This window comes from Salinibacterium amurskyense, from assembly GCF_002797685.1.
Lineage (GTDB): Bacteria > Actinomycetota > Actinomycetes > Actinomycetales > Microbacteriaceae > Rhodoglobus > Rhodoglobus amurskyensis.
This window is the reverse complement of the sequence record NZ_PGFH01000002.1, coordinates 91,556-112,253: the sequence shown is the minus strand read 5'-3', so window position 1 is coordinate 112,253 and position 20,698 is coordinate 91,556. Positions and strand designations below refer to the sequence as shown.

Below are 20,698 nucleotides of genomic sequence, written 5' to 3'. Positions count from 1 at the left end.
AAACAAAGTTGATGGGGGCACGTTAAGCACCCTGACTGAGCTTAGGCGGTTGGCGCTTGAGCCACAGAGTCAGCATTCCATAAAACAACGCAACAACGGCATCCGCAACAGTGCTGAGCAGTCGAGACAAGAGTGAGAGGATCACGGCCTGGGCCGGAGTCATGTATTGCAGGGCGAAGACGAAAATGACTGCTTCGCGCACACCCAGCCCGCTCGGAACGAATACCGCGAGAATGCCGATCGCGCCGGCAAGCACATAGGTTGCTGCCAAGGGAAGCCACGCGCTTGGCTCCACATTGAGGAAAGACAACGCCACGACGACGAAGCCCACGCCGTTAATGATGCGCGGGGCCACGAACGCAACAAGGTAGCCACTGACCGCTTTCGGCGGTAAGAAGTACTCTCGCGGAAGCTCCTGCTTGAGGATCCGCTTTGCTCCGAAGTTGAGCACCGGGTGGAAGAGCCGGCGATCGAGAACCATGAGCAGTGGAACGAGCGCCAGAATCGGCAGCAACACCGTGACGGGGTTGTCTTGGAAGATGACGAGGCCAACACTCACGAGCAAAATCGCGGCGCTGGGCACGATCGACGACACCTGAAGGAACACGTTCTCGTAGATAAACGAGATCACCATGATGCTGCGGCTAATGCCACGCTTCTTGCCCCAGATCACCTTGTTGAGCAACGAGCCGACTTGGCCGGGAACGTACTTGAGAAGCCAGGATGCGGAGTGCACCGCCATTGCTTCGCGCGGCGTGACCGTGGTCGCCGGACTGAGGCGATTGACGATGGCGCCCCACAGCAAACCAGAGACAGGAACCGCCACGGCAAAGAGAACCACCGCAAGAACCATGAGCCAGTTGAACTGCAGATTTTGCGCCTGAACCTCGGTCCAGTTGTCGGCGAGTGCTCGCCAGAATAGAACGGCCACCAAGGACAGCACCACGACGGTGAGTACCCAGCGCAGCAGGCGCTTACGCACGCCCGAGGAGGATGGCGAGGTCATCGCAACTGGTTGTACGAGCGGAACGTATCAAGTTCCTTCTTTTGCGAGTACGGCACCAGGCCATCCGGGTTGGCGTATCCCACAGCGATCAACATGATCACACGGTCGGTCACATCGAGACCAAGGGTCTTCTGCATCTTCGCTTCGAGCGGCTCGAAGTCTGGCCAGTTGATAACGCTGGAGCTGAGGCCCAGAGTCTCGAGGCCGTACATGAACGACATTGCCGCCAACGACGAATCAATGTAGATCGCGTGGCGGTCACGGGGGCTGAAGTAGCTCTCGAGCTTGCCGACAACAACGATGATGGTCGGGATGTTCTGGGCGTAGCCAGCAGCACCAAACGGCAGCCCCGCAACGGTCTTGACCATCTCCGGGTCATCGAAAACGCGGAACTCGTAGGGCAGACGATTGCAAGCAGTCGGCGCTTGACGACCAATGATGAGGGCCTTGTCGACCAGCTCGCGCGGTACAGCCTTCTGCTCGAACCAACGCACAGAACGACGCTGCATCGACAGCTCATGAAGCTGCTCGTAGCTGATGTCCGAGAGGTTCTTCTTTGCGTACGGCACCTTGTCCATCGTGGCGGGCGCGTAGGTGAGTTCGGAGAAACGCTTGCGTGCAGCATCCACGACAGGATCGGAGCTGGTGCTCACGCGGAAGTACTCGGTGAGCACGTTGTGGGCCCATTCGACTTCGCTAGTTTCGAGCGAGTTGGGGTCAGTAGAGCATTGGCGGGCGGCCAGCTCGTAGAACTCCACCGTCTCGGTGATGTAGTCGCGTGCGAAAACGTCGCGACGCGGCATCATGATGATGCCCTTTTCTAGACGGTGGATGTTGCGACGAAGCTCCACCCGTGAGGTGCGGTCTTGGTTCTTGTTGCGGTAGTAGTTGCGTCGCCCACGGAGCACTCCCGCTTGCTCACGGTTGAACGCCAGAAACGCGAACATGAAGAAGAAGTGCGCCAGGATTCGACTCGAGCCAAATGTCTCAAGGAATACGCGGTTGACGAGTTCGTAGGTCTTTCGAATCCACGTGATCGCCAACAGATTTGTCGCGATAGTTTTGAGCTTCTTGAGCAAGTTCTCTCCGCACTTCAGAACGTAAAAAGGCGTCGTGCCCGCTCAGCTGAGAGCAGGCGCGTCAACGCCGTAGTAACTATATCTGCTATGCCTCGTTAGCGACTGACGATGGCTTGGCGTGAGAAACCGCGGATGAGCGCCGCCACTGCCCCACGCCGAGCGCGATAAGCACATAGAACAAGGCGACCGGAACGAGCTGGATCCACATTCTGTTGAGCGAGTCGCCGTCGCCGACCCGGTAGGCCGCATCCCTCAAGTACGCCAGCAAAAAACCAAGCGGAACGAAACTGGTGAGCGGAAAGCGGAGATTCACGCTGTGTGGCACCGCAACGAACGAAGCGACGACCAGAAGCACTACGAGCAAAATTAGAGAGACTCCCCACGAACCCGCGCCCATCACGACGTTCTGGAACGTCGCGGAAAGACTCTCACGAAGAATCAAGGGTTCCCGAAGTGCCAGCACGATCAGCGCCACCCACAAGAGAACCTCGGCGAGAAGCAACAACACACGGCCGCGCTTCATCAGAAGGTTCCACCGAAGCAGCGGGATCGCCGCGAGCATCAGCACGCCGAAAGCCAACAACCCCCACACCGAGAATTCAACCGCCAACCCGTCGGCACGATACACAGCCGCCATAAACATCTGCCAGGCGATCGTCGCAGCACCCAGAACTGCAAGGAGGATCGACTTGTGGAGCAGGCTCACCGAGCGGTCAACGATCACCGGCAGAAGCACCAAGAACACCAAAATCGGTGACTCAGCGCGAACAAAAACAACCGCACCGATCGACAACGCCATCGCAGTGATGAGGGCCGGCTTGCTGACAGATTCAGTGGAGACGAGCATCCAGCCACCACCGACAATGACGAGCATCAGCAACGCAAAGAGAAGGTGCCCGTTGAGATAAAACGCATGAAAAACGAAACGGTTCATCGAGACGAGAAAGAGCGCTCCCCCGACGATGAGCAACAAGAGCGCACGCTTGTTGAGTCGCGTCGCCAACGACTCCCACAACATCCACGACAGCAAAGCCAACACCAGCACTGAGATCAACGGCGTGATCGACTGCACGTAGTACTCGCCGCCAAGGTTGGCCGCGGCGTGCAGCTCGGGAACACCAATGAGTCGTTTGGGCAGCAGGCCGCTCGTCGCAATAGTGATGCTGTTGTTCGCGATGAGTGAGCCGTTCAGGAGGTACTGCAGGCTGTCGTAGGACCAGGCAACTTGAGGCAAGGCGCGAAACAGTGCAACCGCGGCAACGACGCCGGCGACGATGATTCCCGCCCACAGCGGTCGCACCGGCAGCACTGCTCCACGGAATCGACGCCACGACCAGAGCGCGCTGGGAATCGCAGCGGTGAGGATCATCGTGAGCAACGGAGTGGTCGTGATCGGGGTCAGCACTTGGAGAGCACCGATGCAGAGGTACAGAGCTAGCCCGGCTACCGCGCCAAGGACGGGAACCCCTAGCCCACGCGCGCCAGCGACCTGGATGAGGGCAGAACCACCCAACACCATCGACAGCAGAAAGACGACTTCGAGAATCATTCGCTCAGCCCACCGTTCGGCAACAAGCAGCTATCGACGAAAACCAAAGCGTGATCTGTCTCGTCCATCAGATGACCGATGACGAGCTCGGAAGGGCCATCGTGGGAGCACTCGCCACGAATGTAGTGCCAATTCTCTTCACTGTGCCCGTGGCCAGACGCTAGCCCTGTAGTTGTCGCGTAGACCGCTGGGCTAGCGAGCAATTCGTCGAGGCTCGTGACGTCGGCTAGCGATTCAGAGGCAAGAGAGAAAGAGTCAGCCCTGCCGTAACCCATCACAACAAATTGCAGCAGAGGGAAGATTTCAGCGTCGTCCGCAGAGAGCTGGATAACGGCATCCGGCTGGTGCTCGGAGAGAGCCCAGTATGGTCCGTAAATGTTCTTGACCGCGGTATCTTGGCTCACAATCTCGACGATGTTAGAGCTGATATTGCGGTTCACCGCCTGATAGTTCTGCGGAGCGACGGAGTCGATCGATTGAAACTGCACGACGTTCGCAAGGATCGCAATCGCGAGCACGCCGACCAGCGTCATCCGTGCAGTACCCATCACCGGTTCAGTATATAGAGCGCATATCCGAGGGTTAGACCGCGCGCTGCCCGGGGATCGCCGCGAGCAGCTCGCGCGTGTACTCGTGCTGCGGGTTCGACATCACGTCGCCGGCGGTGCCCGCTTCGAGCACCTTTCCGAAGCGCATCACGGCAATGTGGTCAGAGATCTGGCGGATCACCCCGAGGTCATGCGAGATAAAGAGGTAGCTGAGCCCGAACTGAACCTGAAGGTCGACCAACAGTTGCAGAATTTGCTCTTGCACCGAGACATCCAGAGCGGAGACTGGCTCGTCGAGCACGATCAACTCGGGCCCGATGGCGAGTGAACGTGCGATGGCGACGCGCTGGCGCTGACCGCCCGACAACTCGGTAGGGCGCCGCTGGGCAAGCGAGGGGCTGAGGCTCACGTGCTCGAGCAGTTCGCGAGCGACTTCGGCGCGGTGGGTGCGGTCGCCCACCCGGAAGGCGCGCAGCGGCTCAGCAATGATCTTCTCGATCGACATTTTGGGGTCAAGCGAGCCGAAAGGGTTTTGATAAACAACCTGCACGCGGCGGCGCAGTTGGCGAAGTGCTTCGCCCGAGAGCGAAGTGACATCGGTGCCGTCGAAGGTCACGGTGCCCGAATCGGCCGAGGCAATACGAGCCGCAATGCGCGCGGTCGTCGTCTTGCCCGAACCCGACTCCCCCACGATCGAGAACGTCGATCCGCGCGGGACTACGAACGAGACATCGTCCACGGCGCGCAACACTTGCGAGCCACCACCCTGGCGGCGCAGAGCGAACGTCTTGACCAGGTTCGAGACTTCAAGAATGTTGGTGGCTTCAGCGGAATCCGCCCCGTTGCTGGCGGCGGAAGCAGCAACCCCGGATGCCGCGGCCAAGCCCGCAGGCTGCGCCCGGCGGGTGTGGGTGAATAGCTTTCCCGCGCTCGATTGTTGTTGTTCGCCGAGAGCCGTCAATGACGGGGTGAGGCGTCTGCTCGCCAACCCCGGAGCGGATTCCACGAGTTTCTTCGTGTACTCGTGGGTGGGCGACGAGAGAACTTGCTCGGTAGTGCCCTGTTCGACAATTTCGCCATTGCTCATGACGGCGACATAGTCGGCACGGTCGGCGGCGACGGCAAGGTCGTGGGTGACGAGAACGACGGAGGTGTTGTGGCGGCGCACGAGTTCGTCGATGTTGTCGAGCACGTGGCGTTGCACGGTTACGTCGAGGGCACTCGTCGGCTCGTCCGCAATAACGAGTTGGGGGTTGCAGGCCCACGCGATTCCGATGAGCACTCGCTGGCGCATGCCGCCCGACAGTTCGTGCGGAAACTGGGTGGCGCGAGCATCCGGATCGGGCAACCCGACCTCGTCGAGGATGCGCACGGCTTCCGTAGCGGCTGCTGCCTTGTCGAGTTTCAGGTGCAGGCGCAGCGCTTCGGCAATCTGATCGCCGACGCGCATGAGCGGGTTGAGTGACTTGCTGGGGTCTTGCGGAACGAAGCCAATACGACCACCACGAATGGAGCGCAGCTCGCGCTCCGACATCGGGCCGAGATCGCGCCCTTCGAACTCGATGGAGCCGCTGTCGATGCGACCACCGGATGCCAACCGCCGAATCAGCGCTTGCGAGGTCGTGCTTTTGCCCGAGCCCGATTCGCCCACAATCGCGACGATCTTGCCGCGCGGAACGACGAAGCTGATGCCGCGCACCGCCGCCACGGACCCCGAGCGGGTCGCGTAGGAGACGTAGAGGTCACGCACAACGAGAATGTTGTCGTCCGCGTCGCTGGTGGCTGCCGGCGCTTTCGCACCAGACCCTGCTTTCGCGCCAGAACCGTGCTCGATCATTCGTCGCCTCCGATCGCTCGCGCGACCCGGTTTACGGCAAGCACGACCACAAGAATTACGGCACCCGGAATGATGCTGAGGCCGGGGTTAGTTGCCACGTAGTCGCGGCCCGCCGAGACGAGTGCGCCCCACTCGGGAGCGGGCGGCGGAGCGCCGAAGCCCAAGAAGGTCAGAGCCGAAACCGAGAGAATCGCGGTGCCCATTTCGAGCGCCGCCATCGCGATCACGGGGCGGGCCGCGTTAGGCAGCACGTGCTGCACGAGAATCGCGGGCGAGCGAACGCCGAGCGTACGCGCCGCTTCGACATACTCTTCGCTGCGGATGCGCAGCACTTGCGAGCGCATCACTCGAGCGAAGCTGCCGGCGGCCCCGAGGCCAACACCGAGAGCGAGCGAGACGGGGCCGAAGCCGAGACTGGCAACGACGATCAGGGCGAGGAGAACTCCGGGAACGGCGATCAGCACATCCACGAAGCGCATGATGATGAAGTCGGTGCGACCGCCAACGAAGCCCGAGATGAGACCGACGACGGCGCCCACGACTACACCGACGACGACGGCGAGGGATGCCGAGAGCAGCGAGAGGGCAGCTCCATAAATAACGCGCGAGTAGAGATCGCGACCGAGGTTATCGGTGCCGAAGAGGTACTGAGCGCTCGGCGGCAGCAGGCGGTCGGTCGCGACGGACTCGAAGGGATCGTGGGTCGCCAGCAACTGAGGCGCTAGAGAAGCCACGATTGCCAAGGCAATAACGATGAGGCCCAGAACGAAGCCGGGCTTGCGCAGATTGGTCACTTCTTCGCCCCCAGTCGAGCGCGCGAGGGAACCCCGCCACCGATGCGCGTTCGCGGATCAATGAAGCCGTAGGCGACATCCACGAGCAGGTTGACGAGCGCATAGATCGCGCCCACCAGCAGTACGACGCCCTGGATGACATTGATGTCGCGAGCGAGCACGGCATTGACGGTCATGCGGCCGATTCCGTCTCGCGAGAAGACGGTCTCGACGACGGCGGTTCCGCCGGCCAAGTAGCCGATGAGCAAGCCGAGAATCGTAATGGAGGGCAGCAGTGCGTTCCGCAGCAAGTGCTTCGTGAAGATGCGGCGCGGAGGTACACCCTTCGCGACGGCCGTGAAGACATAGGGACTGTTCTGGGCTTCGAGCACGGCAGACGAGAAGACCTGGAAGAAGAGAGCGCCGACGGGCAGGGCGAGGGTGATCGCGGGCAGGATGGCGGCGTCGAAGCTGCGAGCGCCGGCCGAGGGTAGCCAGCCGAGAGTGAAAGCGAAGACGCTGATCAACAGCAGGCCGCTCAAGAAGGCGGGCACAGCGATCCCGAATGGTGGAATCTGCAGCAGCAGTTGACGTAGCCACGGCCATGGTGCGGCGTAGGCCAAGAAGGTGATGAGAACGGCGGAGGTGACGCCGAAGAGCAGCGCGAGCGAGGCGATCTGCACGCTGAAGGGGAAGGCTCGGGCGATCATCTCGGTTACGGGAACACCGGTCGAGATGGAGACGCCGAGGTCACCCCGAGCCGCCGCGATGAGGTGGCCGAAGTACTGCTGCCAGAGTGTTCCGTCGAGGCCGTACTGCACGCGCAAGGCGTCGAGCTCAGCGGGATCGATGACCGTTGATGCGCCGCCCTTTGCTGCAAGGGCGGCGATCAACGGGTCACCGGGCAGGAAATGGACCAGCACGAAAACGAGCGTGTAGGTAGCCACAACAACGAACAGGAACTGTCCGAGTTTGGGCAGCAAGTAGCCTGCCCAGGCTTTCACCTGTGTCACGACTGACGCTCTTTCATGCTGGTCACATCACCTAGTGAGAGTTATTCCGAGACGCTGACGTCGTACATGATCAGTCGCGACGACGAGTCGAAGGTCAGACCAGAAACGTTGGCGGTTGAGGCGTGCACCTGAGCGACTTCGAGAAGCGGGATCAGGTACGCACGGTCAATAATCATCTCCTGAATTTCGGCGATGAGTGCCGTGCGCTCGGTGGTGTCTGCCGTGCTGGCCTGCTCGGTGAGGAGCGATTCCAGTTCAGCGTCATCGATGATGGCCCACTTCGAGACGGCATCCTTCGAGAACGTGACCCGCAAAACGTCGGGGTCAGTGCGCGTAAGGCTAGCGCTCAAGAAGTCGTAGTCACCGGTCGCGATGGCTCCGAAGAAGTCTCCAGCGGTCACGATGTTTAGCTGCAGGTCAATGCCAGCCTTAGCGAGCTGAATCTGAGTTGCCTCAAGAACATCCTGGCCGTAGAAGGCGGTAACGCTCATGGTGAGTCGCTGGCCGTCCTTCTCGCGGATGCCGTCGGAGCCGACTACCCAACCGTTGTCGTCGAGCAACGCGGTGGCTGCATCGAGGTCGTAGGCCATGGCGTCTTCCTGGCTGCTGTAGCCAGGAGTAGCGGAGCTCAGCGCGCTCGACGCGGGCTGTGACTGCGACGAACCGGTGAGGGCGGTGATTTCTGCACGGTCGGTAGCGAGCAGCATTGCCTTACGCACGATCTCGTCGCTGACGACGGGACGCGTGGTGTTGGGCACGAGGCTCGTGGGCATTCCGGGGTTTCCGCGAGCGTAGATGTTGTAGTCCGCGGTGTCGAAGCGGGTCTCATCTACAGCAGGAAGATCCTGAATGATGTCGAATTCGCCGGTCTGGAGTCCACCGGTGCGCACGCCTGCCTCAGGCGTGATCGGGAACGTGACGGTGTCAACGAGTGCTTCACCGCTGTGGCCGCGAAGTTCGGATGCCCAGTCGTAACCGACACGCTTGGCGATCACGACGGAGTCGTTAGCCACGTAGGAGTCAATCGTGAAGGGACCAGTGCCGACGACAGTCTGGCAACGGTCTTCGGGGCTGAGCTCGGTGGTGGCGTCAGAAACGAGGCCGAGCGTGATGGTGCTTGCGCCCTGCAAGAACTGAGCGTTCGACGACTCGAAGTTCACGGTTACCGTGTTCTCGTCGACAGCGGTGCTGCCTTCGTAACCGGCGAGGTACTGCGAGGCGAGGGATGCGGTGGAACCCATCTCGAAGAGAGCGTCGAGGTTCTTGACCACGGTGTCTGCGGTCAGCGCGGTCTCATCGCTGAAGGTGACGTCATCGCGCAGTTCGAAAGTGAACTCGGTGAGGTCATCGTTGGTTTCCCAGCTCTCTGCGAGCCACGGCACCAGTTCGCCGGTTTCAGCATCCTGATCAATGAGCGAGTCAACAACCTGGCGGCCAATGTTGAGCGCGGTGGTGAGGGTGACCTGCTGAGGGTCGAGGCACACGGGGTCGCCCGTGACTGCCATCGTGATATCCGTCTTGGGCGAAGCGGCTGGCCCTGCCGCGCAAGAGGCCAACAGGCCCAGTGCGGCAAGCGCTCCGACCGGGGCAATGCCCCAGCGAAGTACTCGGTTTTTCGGGGAGTTCATACTCGGTCCTTTCAGTGCTGTCGACGCAACGTGGTGAGCGTTGCGGTGGTACTGCGGAATGTGATGCGGATGCTGGTGGTGCTGGTCATGCCGTGATGCGGTTACTACTGGAGGTAGTCGTACTGGTGACGCTGGTGACGCGATTACTGCGGGAGTTCTCCGAACACGACGACACCGCGCGAGACAACCGCGACGATGTTTTCGGTACGAAGCTGAGTGATGTCTTCCCACGGACGACCCTTGAGCACGACAAAGTCAGCGCCCCATCCGGCCGCGAGGGTTCCGACCTTGTCTGCCAGGCCGATTGCGTCGGCGGCATCCGAGGTCGCGGACTGCAGCGCACGTTCTGCGCTCCATCCAAACATCTCGGCCATCAGACGCACTTCTTCCATCTGATCGCCGAATTTCACGAAGATGCCATTGGCATCGGTGCCGAGCACGAAGCGCACTCCGGCGCGACCTGCGGCAGCAAAGTTGGTGTTGCGCTCGAGCACAACGGCCTGCGCCTTTTCTTGCGCTTCAGCCGAGACCGGGATGCGGGCTTCGGCAATCACGTCGTTGATCATGAGCGTGGGAGCCACCGAGATGTTGCGCTCGAGCAGTGTTGGCCATTGCTCCTCGGTGATGCCGGTGCCGTGTTCAAGGGAGTCGACTCCGGCATCCAAGGCAATCTGGTTGCCCTCGGTGGAGTGACTGTGCGCGGCAACCTTGAGGCCGAGAGCGTGAGCTTCGTCGAGGGTTGTCTCGATTTCGGCGGTGGTCTGATTGCGCCAGCCGACCTTGTCGCCGGTCGAAAGAACGCCGCCGCTGGTGAAGATCTTGATGCCGTCAACACCGGCGCGAGCGTATTCGCGCACAAGCTTGCGGCACTCGTCTGGGCTATCCGCGGTGGGCGTGCGGTGCGGGTAGTGCGGCGGGATGAAGAGATCGCCGTGGCCCGCCGTCATGCCTACGGGGCCGTGCACGAGAATGCGCGGGCCCTGCTGAATACCCTGATCGAAAGCGCGCTTGACGGCCAGTTGGCGACCGTCGCCGGCGAGATCGCGCAGCGTCGTGACGCCGTTGCGGGCAGCCTGATGGGCGTTTGCCGCGATATGGAAAACCTGTTCTTCCCACGGCGTCATGAGTGGCCACGAAACCCAGTCCACCTTGTCTGGTCCGGCATAGCCGCCGAGGTGAACGTGGGTGTCAATGAGGCCCGGAATCACGCTGTATTCGGATGCCGTGGTTGCGGCATCCGAGTCGGTGGCCGTGGCGTCGTTCACGGTTTCTACCGCGTCGATCCGGTCACCTGTCCAGCTGAGGGAACCAATGCCGTGCGCGGCCGTACCATCCCATAGCGATATTCCCTCGATGCGCTGGGATATTTCGGTCACGAATGGCTCCTTCAACTTATGATTTGTATGACGCTAGCAGAAGAGTCGCACTTGTAAACAAGTGGCGGTACCCTGAAACACAGCAGCGGACACGTCGAATGAGGTGCGCCACAAGCGCACACCACGCGCCATGTCGCGCCGCCTGAGAGGAATCAACGATGAAAGCCCTCTACAAGGACAAGGCCGGACCAGGCCTCGTATTGGCCGAACGCCCCGAACCAACGCCCGGTCGTGGCGAGGTAAAAATCAGGGTTGCCCGCACCGGGATTTGCGGCACTGACCTGCATATTGAATCGTGGGATGCGTGGGCCGCCGGCGCCATCAATGCACCGCTCATTCCCGGCCACGAGTTCTCAGGCCACGTTGTTGAGCTGGGCGAAGGAGTGACCTCGGTCGAGGTCGGTGCCCTCGTCTCCGGCGAAGGCCACGTCGTATGCGGCCACTGTCGCAACTGTCGCGCCGGCCGCCGCCACCTCTGCAAATTCACTTCAAGCATTGGTGTAAACCGCGACGGCGCCTTCGCCGAGTTCGTCGTGATTCCCGAACAGAACGTCTGGGCGCATCCACTCGACATCGACCCCGAGCTTGCCGCCATCTTCGACCCCCTCGGCAACGCCGTGCACACCGCACTCTCGTTTCCGATGGTCGGCGAAGACGTGCTCATCACGGGTGCCGGGCCAATCGGGCTTATGGCCGCGAAAGTTGCTCGCCACATTGGCGCCCGCCACATCGTGATGACCGACGTGAATGAAGAACGCCTGCAGCTCGCCCGCGACATGGGCGTCGACCTCGCGATCAACGTCTCGACGACCCGCATCGCTGAAGCGCAAGAACAGCTCGGCATGAAAGAGGGCTTCGACATCGGGCTCGAAATGAGCGGTCACCCCACCGCGCTTCCCGAGATGATCAGCAACATGAACCAGGGCGGCCGCATTGCGATGCTCGGCCTGCCCGCCGAACCCATCGGCATCGACTGGGCCACCGTCGTGACCCACATGATCACCATCAAGGGCATCTACGGCCGCGAAATGTTCGAGACCTGGTACGCCATGAACGCCATGGTGCACACCGGTTTGGATGTCTCTGCCGTGGTCACCGACCGCTTCCCCGCCGAACAGTGGGAAGAAGCGTTCGCGACCGCTCGCCGCGGAAACGGCGGCAAGGTCATCATCGACTGGTCGTAGCGCCCGTCGCTTTCGCCAGCGGCCCACCCCACAACTTTCAGGAGCACATCATGTACGGAACAGTTCGCGACCAACTCAACGACACCCTGAGCGAGATCCGCTCGGCTGGCCTTTACAAGACGGAGCGCCAGCTCGACACCGCGCAGTCAGCGCATGTGGAAGCGAGCGGAAAGCCCGTTCTCAACTTCTGCGCCAACAACTATCTCGGCCTCGCCAACCACCCGCGCCTCGTGGCCGCCGCTAAGAATGCCCTCGACGACTGGGGCTTCGGCATGGCGAGTGTGCGCTTTATCTGCGGCACTCAGACCCAGCACGTTGAGCTCGAGAACCGGCTTTCGGCGCTGCTGAGCATGGAGGCGACCATCCTCTTCCCCTCGTGCTTCGACGCCAACGGCGGCATCTTTGAGGTGCTGCTCGGTGCTGAGGATGCCGTGATTTCGGACGAGCTCAACCACGCCTCGATCATCGACGGCGTTCGCCTCTCGAAGGCGGCTCGCTACCGCTACAAGAACCGGGACATGGCCGACCTCGAAGCGCAGCTGATTGCCGCGAAGGATGCCCGCCGTCGCCTCATCGTCACCGACGGCGTCTTCTCGATGGACGGCTACCTCGCTCCCCTCGAAGCGATCTGCGACCTCGCCGAGCAGTACGACGCGATGGTCATGGTTGACGACTCGCACGCTGTCGGCTTCGTCGGCGAGACCGGAGCCGGAACGCCCGAGCACTGTGGCGTCTCCGACCGCGTCGACATCATCTCGGGCACGCTCGGCAAGGCGCTGGGCGGAGCATCCGGTGGTTACATCAGCGCTCACGCCGAGATCGTCGAGCTGCTGCGCCAGCGCGCACGGCCGTACCTGTTCTCGAACGCCGTTGCCCCCTCGGTGGTCGCCGGCTCCATCGAAGCCCTCAACCTCGTGGCCGAAGGGGCCGAGAGCCGCGCCAAGCTCAAGGCGAATGCGGAACAGTTCCGCAGCGGAATGGCCGAGGCCGGGTTCACGCTACTGCCGGGCGAGCATCCAATCATTCCGGTCATGTTTGCCGACGAACACGAAGCTGTTGCCATGGCGGATGCCCTGCTCACGCTCGGCGTCTACGTCATCGCTTTCTCGTACCCCGTGGTGCCGTTGGGCAAAGCTCGTATTCGCGTACAGTTGTCGGCTGGACACTCAAGCGAGGACATCAGCCGTTGCGTTGAGGCTTTTGTGGCCGCTCGAGAGTCGATCGCCGCATAGGAGCGCACATGGAAATTACGGTCCCCGAAGGCCGCATCGTCACCGGTTCGCTCACAGAAGACGAGCGAATTCTCAGTGGCGTGCTTCGTCATGTGCGGGAAGCGGCCCGCGACTCCAACTTTCTGCTGCCCGGCGAGCTCAAGCTTGCCGAGTGGTTGAACTGCAGCCGCCCGCAAGTTCGGGTGGCGCTCGCGCAGTTGGAGCGTCAGGGAATTGTGATTCGTAGCCAGGGTGCCGCGACCGTCGTTGACCCGGTGGCTCTGCGATTGAGCGCGCGCTTCGAGGCGAGTGTCTCGTATGGCGAAGTGCTCGCGCGCATGGGCTACACGCCCTCGGTTGAGGTGTTGACGGCCGAAATGATCGAGCTTCCCGCTGATCTCGCTCCGCTGCTTTCCCCCCTCAGCACCACCCGCGCCGTGAAGATCGTGCTGCGCTGGTTCGCCGACGACCAAGCCGCGATGGTCGCCGAATACACGATCCCGCTGCCCGCTGGCGAACACGACCCGATCAACCCCACCGACCCGGTTTACGAGTCGGCTAAGAAGCTCTGGGGCGAAGGAATCGCGTGGGAGATCGTGACCGCTGGCGTTGCTCTGCTCGACGACAAGTACGCCGATCTGCTGCAGCTCGACAAGGGCACTGAAGCCAAGATGTGGGAGACCATCGGCGTCACCCTCAGCGGCGAGCGCATCTTCTACGCCCTCGAACACCACCACCCCACCCTCGTGATGTACTCCTTCGTGCGCACCATGCGGGCACCGTGGAGTGCGATCCCCGGGCACTAGATTTTCTCGCGTGCCGCGGCGAACGCCAGCCGGAATTCGGATGCTGATCTTCTGAGTTTCGGAATTCTGCGGGGGCGCCGCCCTGTTGACCTAGGCATGAGAGCAATTGTTTACCGCGAGACCGGCGACCCCTCCGTACTTCAGTTGGTTGAGCGGCCCACGCTCGAACCCGGAACCGGAGAGGTGCGTGTGCGGATCGTCGTGAGCGGGGTGAACCCGACCGATTGGAAGTCACGGCGCGGTGCGGCATCCGGTCAGGCATTGCCTTTTGATGAGGTTGTTCCCGGCCAGGATGGTGCCGGCATCGTTGAAGCAGTTGGCGATGACGTGCAGCATGTCAGCGTTGGCGACCGCGTGTGGCTCGCCCTTGCGGCCTACCAGCGCTCGAACAGCGGCTCGAGCCAAGAGCAGGCTGTGCTGCCCGCCGAACGTGTTTTCGCGCTACCGGCGAGCGCGAGCTTTGACCAGGGCGCCACCATGGGGGTTCCCGCGATCACCGCGTATCGCGCGCTGACGGTAGCCGAAGACGGGCCCGACGAACTGCATCCGACCGCTCTCAGCGACAAGGTCGTACTCGTTGCCGGTGGAGCCGGTGCCGTCGGCCATGCCGCCATTCAGCTTGCTCGTTGGGCCGGTGCGACCGTGATCACGACCGTGAGCGGACCAACCAAAGCAGCGCTCGCTGTCGCCGCTGGCGCTCACCACGTTCTCACGTATACCGACGCCGACATTGTGGAGCAGATCCGCGCGATCGCTCCCGAAGGCGTCGATCAGATCGTTGAAGTCGCCCCCGCCCAGAATGCGGAACTCGACCTCGCGGTCATCCGCAACCGCGGCTCCATCTCTGTCTATGCCAACAACGGCGGCGACGAAGTGACGCTCAATGTTCGCCGCCACTTCGCCCTCAACGTGCGCTATCAGTTCGTGCTGCTCTACACCGTGGGCATTGACGCGATTCGTGCCGCGGGCGACACCATCAACATCGCACTCGCGGATGGTGCGCTCGGCATCGGCGAAGAGACCGGCCTGCCGCTACACCGCTTTTCGCTGGAGCAGACCGCGGATGCTCACGCTCTCGTCGAGAGCGGAGCCGTCGGCAAGGTGCTCATCGACGTTACGGTCGCGTAATGCTCGCCGGGCTGTAGTCGATGATCTGAAAGCGGCCGCAGTCGATCGTGGTCGAGGGCAGCTTTTCGGCTGCGACTGGAAGAGTGAATGGTGCGCTCTGATCGTCAACGATCAGAAACGACACCTCGCGCTGATCAAAATCTGAGCGATCGACCAACCACGCATAGTCCTGGAGGGCGAAATCGGTCTGGACGAGCTGAGCCGGGTCATCCACATGAGTCTTGACGGCGCGAACACTCCAGAACTGACCGGCACCTAACGCGCCTGATGTGTTCACCCAGTCCACCGCGCAAGCGAGCGAGGTGTCGTGCTCGGTTGCTCGTGGGGCGGCCGCCGGCAAGGCAAGCGCGAACAGGATGCCGCCGACTAGCGCGGGCACGGCAGCAGTAGCCAGCAGCCGTCGATACGAGTGTGGCGCGCGATTCGTGAGTCGGGCATCCGCAATCCAGACAATGAGCGCGAGCGGCGGAGCGAAGGCCCACAACTGCAGATAACGGGAGGCTTCGGTGCCCAGCAGAATGAAGCCAACCGTAATCGCGAGCGGGGCAAACCACGAATATGTGGCGACGACAGCGGATGCTGTCGCTCCGTGGCGCAGTGAACGCAGGGTTAGCCAGACGCCGAGGACGGTAAGGCCAACGACCAGAGCAACCGCGACAGCGCCACCCGGCGCAGAGAGTCGGTCGACCAGCAGCGCCCAGTGATAGCCGAAGGATGCCCACGAACGGCCCGGCCGAAAGTAATTATCTGGGTCGGCCACGATCCACGGCGCTAGCGGGATGCGCAGCAGGTAGCCGAATGCGGAACCGGCCACGAGGGAGATGAGTGTCCACTGCGCTGAGCGTGTCCAGCCTGCGCTCACGGCGACGACGACGATGATCACCACGAGGGGGGCCGTCGCCCAGGCCAGATAGAGCGGATTCGAGAAAGTTGAGAGCGCTGCGAGGGCGAATAGGCCGATAACGAGCGAGCGCTCCTGCGGGCAACCGCCGATTATGCGACGCGCAATGCCCACAGTGAGTAACGCGCCAAGATCGGTCGCGGCGTAGTAAGTCGTCATTGCCAGCAGTGACGCGAGTTCGGGGCTGTCGCGGCCACCGTTACCCTCGGTGAACGCTAAGACGCACACCACGGCGAACGCGGCAGTGGCACCGAGTGCTGCCCGCGAACTCTGAAGGATGGTGACGGCAGCGACACGAAAAACGAGGTAGAGCCCGACGAAGTTCAGGACGCCAGCCAGAAATTGTGATTCCTGCAGACTCCACCCGAGCAGCGAGAGAGCGATAAACGACACCGTCTCGGGCACGAAGAGCACCGCGGACATCGCCCAATCGCTCGCAGTACCCTCGAGAATGGAGCGCGAGACGAGCGGAACAATCATCGAGTCGCCGTCAAGAAAAATCAGCTCGCCCCGGCCTGATGTGCCAGCGAGAAAGGTGACGGCGAACAACGCGAGCCCGAGTGCTCCCAGCAGCCACAGTGCCTCCAGCGCCCAGCGACGCACGAAGAGTCGCAGCGCAGACGCGGTGATGGCGGCGAAACGCATCCGGCCCACTTTCTGCATCGAGCTCTCGTTAGCGTGCAGCCAAAAACCGCGCAACGCTCACCTTTACCTCAAAACGTAACACCTGCACTGCCGAATGCTGTTGCATAGGGCCATGCGACGCGTATTGATTCTTGGCGGAACCGGATGGCTGGGGCGATCAATTGCGCAGGCCGCAATGCAGTGTGGGGCCGACGTCACCTGCTTGGCGCGCGGAGAATCTGGTGCGGTGCCCAAAAGCGCTCGCCTCGTCCGCGCCGATCGCACACAGCCCGACGCCTACGACGATCTGGCGGGCGACTGGGATGCTGTTATCGAGGTCTCCCGGGATCCCGAGCAGGTGGAGTCAGCGCTACAGTCGCTAAGCTCGCGCGCTGAGCATTGGACGTTCGTCTCCACGGTGTCCGTCTACGAACGCAACGACGAACCGGATGCCGACGAGCGCGCACGAGTCATCGAGCCCACAGACATGGCCGACTATGCCCACGCAAAGGTCGCCGCGGAGAGAGCGAGCCGCCGCCACCGCGGCGAGCGCCTTCTCATCCCTCGCCCGGGGCTCATCGTGGGCCCCGGTGACCCCACCGACCGCTTCGGCTACTGGCCAGCACGACTCCACCGTGGTGGTCGCGTCCTCACCCCGACCCTTGCAGACCGCTGGGTGCAAGCGATCGACGTCGACGACCTTGCGAGGTGGGTAGTGCACGCCGGGCTTGAGGGGACTACCGGAACGATGAACGCCGTCGGCACTTCGGTTGCCTTCGACGAGTTCATGAAGCTAACCGCTGACGTTGCGGGCTTCACCGAGGGTTTCGAGCAGCGCGATGACGAGTGGCTCACCGACCACGAGATCAACTATTGGGCGGGACCACGTTCACTGCCCCTCTGGATTCCCGCAAACGACGCCGGCTTCCTGCAGCGGAACAACGCCCGCTACCGCGCCGCGGGCGGCACGCTACGGCCACTTCGCGACACCATTGCGCGCACTCTGAACGATGAACTCGCGCGAGGCCGAGATCGCCCACGCACCGCCGGGTTGAACGCGCACGACGAAGCACTCGCGCTCAGCTCTGACGCTCAGCGCTGACGACTAATTTCAGAGCGCTTCCCGCTTTCGCCCCGCTAGGCGCCGGGCAGCTCGATACCGGGGTGCTCGACGCCGGGCAGAGTCCAGATAGCGCAGGTGCGGGCGGCCGTCGAGAGCGTGAGCCCGGCGGCGGCGGATGCCAGAGTCGCTTCGCCGGAGAGGAACGCGGGGCTCGCACCATCCGCCCCCAGCTCAACGCCGAGAGCATTGGCTGGCAGAGTCACCGTCAGCGGCGAGCGTGCAACAACCACCAGGACGGTGGCGACGGCATCCTCGCGCACGAAGACGAGCGAGTCGTCCGCAACGTGCAACCAGCGCAGGCCGCCATGCGAGAGCGTGGGCAGGTCGCGCCGCAGTGCGATTAGCTGGCGATAAACGTCGAGCGTGGGCGCAACGGCGGCGTCGCTTTCGGTTCCCCACGGGATGGGCGTGCGCGACATTTCGCCGTCGTCGCCGCTGAGACCGAACTCGTCGCCCGCGAAGACGACGGGCACTCCCGGCAGCGTCACCGAGAGGGCTAGGGCGAGCGGCACGTTCTCGGCGGGCGCGTGGGTGCGGAACCGCGCAGTGTCGTGGGTGTCGAGCGCATTCATGTTGCCGAGCCGGATGCGCCACGGAATGCTGGCCGTGAACCGCACCGTCATCTCCGCGAAGTCTCGCGCACTGTAGTTCGGAATGCCGCCGATGGGCTGCCCGAAGAACCACGCCTCGCGGTCGATCGACCCATCCGCAGTGACGTGAGAGGTGTCACCGGGTTCGGTGAGCCAGCCCCACACGGGCCGCGTGAACGAGGGATACGTCATCGCCCCGTGCCAGGCATCGCCCTGCAGATCGCTCGCGGCATCGTTCGTCGACTCCGCCAGCAGCACCGTGTCAGGGTTCACGTCTTCCATGGTGCGACGGATGATCTGCCGCACCTCCTCGTTGAGATCCTCAGCGCCCATCCGGCCGGTCATATTCGCGACATCCACGCGCCAGCCATCGAAGTTGTAGGGCTCTTTCAGCCAGTGCGCGACCACCGAATCGTCGCCCTCGATGAAGCGGCGGCGCAGCTCGGTCGAGTTCCAGTTGAACTTCGGCAGGCTCGGCGTGCCCAACCAGCCCACGTACTCGGTGTGCTCAACGTTCGTGAAGTAGTAGAAGTCGCCCTCGGGCGCGTCCGGCTTACCGAGCGCGGCCTGGAACCATTCATGCGCAGAGCCCGAGTGATTCGTCGTGAGATCGCCGATGACCTTGAGGCCGCGAGCGTGAGCCTCGCCCACCAGACGGATCAGCGCTTCGCGCCCGCCCAACAGTTCATCGACATCCACGAAACTCGACGCGTCATAGCGATGGTTCGAACGGGCCGGAAAGATCGGCGTGAGATACAACATCGTGACACCGAGCGAGGTCAGGTGATCGAGGTGCTCGGTGATGCCGTCGAGGTCTCCCCCATAGAACTGCTTCGAGCGGCCGGGTAGCACCGGGTCAACCGGCTCGTCCCAGCGCGCAGCAATCGCCCACTCGGGCTTGGCGTGAGCATTGGCGGCGGATGACCGGGCAAAGCGATCGGGGAACACCTGGTACATCACCGTCTCCGCCAACCACTCGGGAGCAGCCGGAGTGGCGAGCAGCGCAAAGTCTTCGGAGTCAAGCGTTTCGATCGAGTGCAGACCGCTCTGGTTGAGCCACTCGGTGCGGCCAGCGTGGCCGCGGCCAGCGGGCGCTGCCTCTGCCTCAGAGGCCCCCGCCCCAGCCTCGTGAACGAGCAACCACCGATAACCATGTCGCGGATTCTCGACCACGATGTCGGCCTGCCACCAGTCCCAGCCGGCGGCGGTTCCGGTGAGGCGAGCATCCGTCCAGCGCGGTTCGTGGTCGGGATTCTCGCGCACGCGCACAGCCTTCAGCGGGCCGTAGCCGACCGGCACGCGAAGGCGCAGCGTGACGGTGTCGCCGATCGCGGGCGTCTGGGTAGAGACGTGCAGCGCTGAGCCATCGTGATGCGGGAGAAGGGCATCCATTACTTCACGCTTCCTGCGGTGAGACCACCGACGATGTACTTCTGCAGGAACAAAAACAGGGTCATCACGGGGATGGCCGCGAGCACGGCGCCGGCCGCAAAGATGCTCCAGTTTCGCGAGAACTCTTGCGACACGAACTGGTAAAGGCCAACCGCGAGGGTTTGCTTGTCGGGGTCGATCAGCACGATGCTCGCGATCACGAACTCACTCGTGGTTCCCACAAACGAGAGCAGACCGACGACCGCCAAGATCGGCGCAACGAGGCGCAGGATGATCGTGAAGAAGATGCGCGCATGACCCGCACCATCGATCTTCGCCGCCTCATCAATGGATGACGGAACCGTGTTGAAGAACCCGTACATCAGGTAGGTATTCACTCCGAGCGCGCCACCGAGGTAGACCATGATGAGCCCGATCTGGCTGTTGAGCCCGATCGCGGGGAAAATCTCGGAGATGCCGGAGAGCAGCAAGAAGATCGCGACGACCGCGAGAAGTTGCGGAAACATCTGCACGAGCAGCAGGGTGAGCAGACCGACGCGGCGGCCGATGAAACGCATGCGCGAAAACGCATATGCCGCGAGGGCGCCGAGGAAGACAGTGCCGAGTGACGAAATTCCGCCGATCAACAGGGTGTTACCGAACCACGCCGCGTAGGGCTGTTGGGGGCGGTTGAACAGATCGACGTAACTTTGAAAACTGAAGTTTGAGAACAGCGAGTTGGCCGTCACGAGCGTGCCGCCCGGGTTGAGCGAGGCGCTAAACACGTAAAGCAGCGGGAAGGCGGCGAAGATCGACATGGCGATACCCACGAGGTGACGCCAGCCGGTCTCGCGGAAGTAGCGCTTGAAGGGCCGCTTCGGGTGACCGACGACGGCGGCATCCGGGTCGATCACGGCATCCGGATTGTGCTGCTGAGTTGCTGTAGTCATC

Annotated in this window: 17 protein-coding genes; 5 read left to right on the top strand and 12 right to left on the bottom strand. The window is 62.5% G+C overall.

What is annotated here, in order from left to right; translation table 11 throughout:
- Positions 1–22: 22 nt before the first annotated feature.
- The 9 genes from CLV85_RS09660 to CLV85_RS09620 all read right to left on the bottom strand — a co-directional run bounded on the left by CLV85_RS09660 (position 23) and on the right by CLV85_RS09620 (position 10,809).
- Positions 23–1,006 (bottom strand): lysylphosphatidylglycerol synthase domain-containing protein, encoded by a 984-nt coding sequence (locus tag CLV85_RS09660; protein ID WP_100389429.1) that lies wholly within the window; start codon positions 1,004–1,006, stop codon positions 23–25.
- Positions 1,003–2,085 carry a nitroreductase family protein gene (locus tag CLV85_RS09655; protein WP_100389428.1) on the bottom strand — a complete coding sequence of 361 codons (1,083 nt, stop codon included), beginning with the start codon at positions 2,083–2,085 and terminating at the stop codon, positions 1,003–1,005. Before CLV85_RS09655 ends, CLV85_RS09660 begins: the two co-directional genes overlap by 4 nt.
- 85 nt (positions 2,086–2,170) lie before the next feature.
- The gene (locus CLV85_RS09650; RefSeq protein WP_100389427.1) at positions 2,171–3,634 is read right to left on the bottom strand and encodes a hypothetical protein; all 1,464 of its coding nucleotides are present in this window, start codon (positions 3,632–3,634) and stop codon (positions 2,171–2,173) included.
- Entirely contained in the window at positions 3,631–4,185 is a 555-nt protein-coding gene (locus CLV85_RS09645) for a hypothetical protein (protein ID WP_147433365.1), read from the bottom strand. The genes CLV85_RS09650 and CLV85_RS09645 overlap by 4 nt, the downstream gene beginning before the upstream one ends.
- A 31-nt stretch (positions 4,186–4,216) precedes the next feature.
- A complete protein-coding gene (locus tag CLV85_RS09640; RefSeq protein WP_100389425.1) occupies positions 4,217–6,019 on the bottom strand; it encodes a dipeptide ABC transporter ATP-binding protein in 1,803 nt (600 codons plus the stop codon).
- Positions 6,016–6,813, bottom strand: coding sequence for an ABC transporter permease (locus tag CLV85_RS09635; RefSeq protein ID WP_100389424.1), 798 nt, complete (start codon positions 6,811–6,813; stop codon positions 6,016–6,018). The genes CLV85_RS09640 and CLV85_RS09635 overlap by 4 nt, the downstream gene beginning before the upstream one ends.
- Entirely contained in the window at positions 6,810–7,805 is a 996-nt protein-coding gene (locus CLV85_RS09630; RefSeq protein ID WP_147433364.1) for an ABC transporter permease, read from the bottom strand. Before CLV85_RS09630 ends, CLV85_RS09635 begins: the two co-directional genes overlap by 4 nt.
- A 41-nt stretch (positions 7,806–7,846) precedes the next feature.
- On the bottom strand, positions 7,847–9,433 hold the full coding sequence (locus tag CLV85_RS09625) for an ABC transporter substrate-binding protein (protein ID WP_100389422.1): 1,587 nt from the start codon (positions 9,431–9,433) through the stop codon (positions 7,847–7,849).
- A 143-nt stretch (positions 9,434–9,576) separates the two neighbouring features.
- The gene (locus tag CLV85_RS09620) at positions 9,577–10,809 is read right to left on the bottom strand and encodes a metal-dependent hydrolase family protein (protein WP_157847490.1); all 1,233 of its coding nucleotides are present in this window, start codon (positions 10,807–10,809) and stop codon (positions 9,577–9,579) included.
- 158 nt (positions 10,810–10,967) lie between these two features.
- On the opposite strand from CLV85_RS09620, the gene tdh reads away from it, so the two are divergent.
- The 4 genes from tdh to CLV85_RS09600 all read left to right on the top strand — a co-directional run bounded on the left by tdh (position 10,968) and on the right by CLV85_RS09600 (position 15,138).
- Entirely contained in the window at positions 10,968–11,993 is a 1,026-nt protein-coding gene (gene tdh, locus CLV85_RS09615; RefSeq protein ID WP_100389420.1) for an L-threonine 3-dehydrogenase, read from the top strand.
- Positions 11,994–12,043: 50 nt separating this feature from the next.
- Entirely contained in the window at positions 12,044–13,225 is a 1,182-nt protein-coding gene (locus tag CLV85_RS09610; protein ID WP_100389419.1) for a glycine C-acetyltransferase, read from the top strand.
- Between the two features lie 8 nt (positions 13,226–13,233).
- Entirely contained in the window at positions 13,234–14,010 is a 777-nt protein-coding gene (locus CLV85_RS09605) for a GntR family transcriptional regulator (RefSeq protein ID WP_100389418.1), read from the top strand.
- Positions 14,011–14,106: 96 nt separating this feature from the next.
- On the top strand, positions 14,107–15,138 hold the full coding sequence (locus CLV85_RS09600) for an NADPH:quinone reductase (RefSeq protein ID WP_100389417.1): 1,032 nt from the start codon (positions 14,107–14,109) through the stop codon (positions 15,136–15,138).
- Here the strand turns inward: CLV85_RS09600 and CLV85_RS09595 are convergent.
- Complete coding sequence (locus CLV85_RS09595) at positions 15,125–16,702, bottom strand: hypothetical protein (protein ID WP_229820565.1); 1,578 nt, start codon at positions 16,700–16,702, stop codon at positions 15,125–15,127. The genes CLV85_RS09600 and CLV85_RS09595 overlap by 14 nt on opposite strands.
- 94 nt (positions 16,703–16,796) lie before the next feature.
- Here CLV85_RS09595 and CLV85_RS09590 point away from each other — a divergent pair, with 94 nt between their 5' ends.
- Entirely contained in the window at positions 16,797–17,765 is a 969-nt protein-coding gene (locus CLV85_RS09590; protein ID WP_100389416.1) for an NAD-dependent epimerase/dehydratase family protein, read from the top strand.
- A gap of 35 nt (positions 17,766–17,800) precedes the next feature.
- Here CLV85_RS09590 and CLV85_RS09585 read toward each other — a convergent pair whose 3' ends face one another.
- Both CLV85_RS09585 and CLV85_RS09580 read right to left on the bottom strand, forming a co-directional pair.
- A complete protein-coding gene (locus tag CLV85_RS09585) occupies positions 17,801–19,768 on the bottom strand; it encodes a glycoside hydrolase family 13 protein (RefSeq protein ID WP_100389415.1) in 1,968 nt (655 codons plus the stop codon).
- On the bottom strand, positions 19,768–20,697 hold the full coding sequence (locus CLV85_RS09580) for a sugar ABC transporter permease (protein WP_100389414.1): 930 nt from the start codon (positions 20,695–20,697) through the stop codon (positions 19,768–19,770). Before CLV85_RS09580 ends, CLV85_RS09585 begins: the two co-directional genes overlap by 1 nt.
- Between the last annotated feature and the right edge of the window lies 1 nt (position 20,698).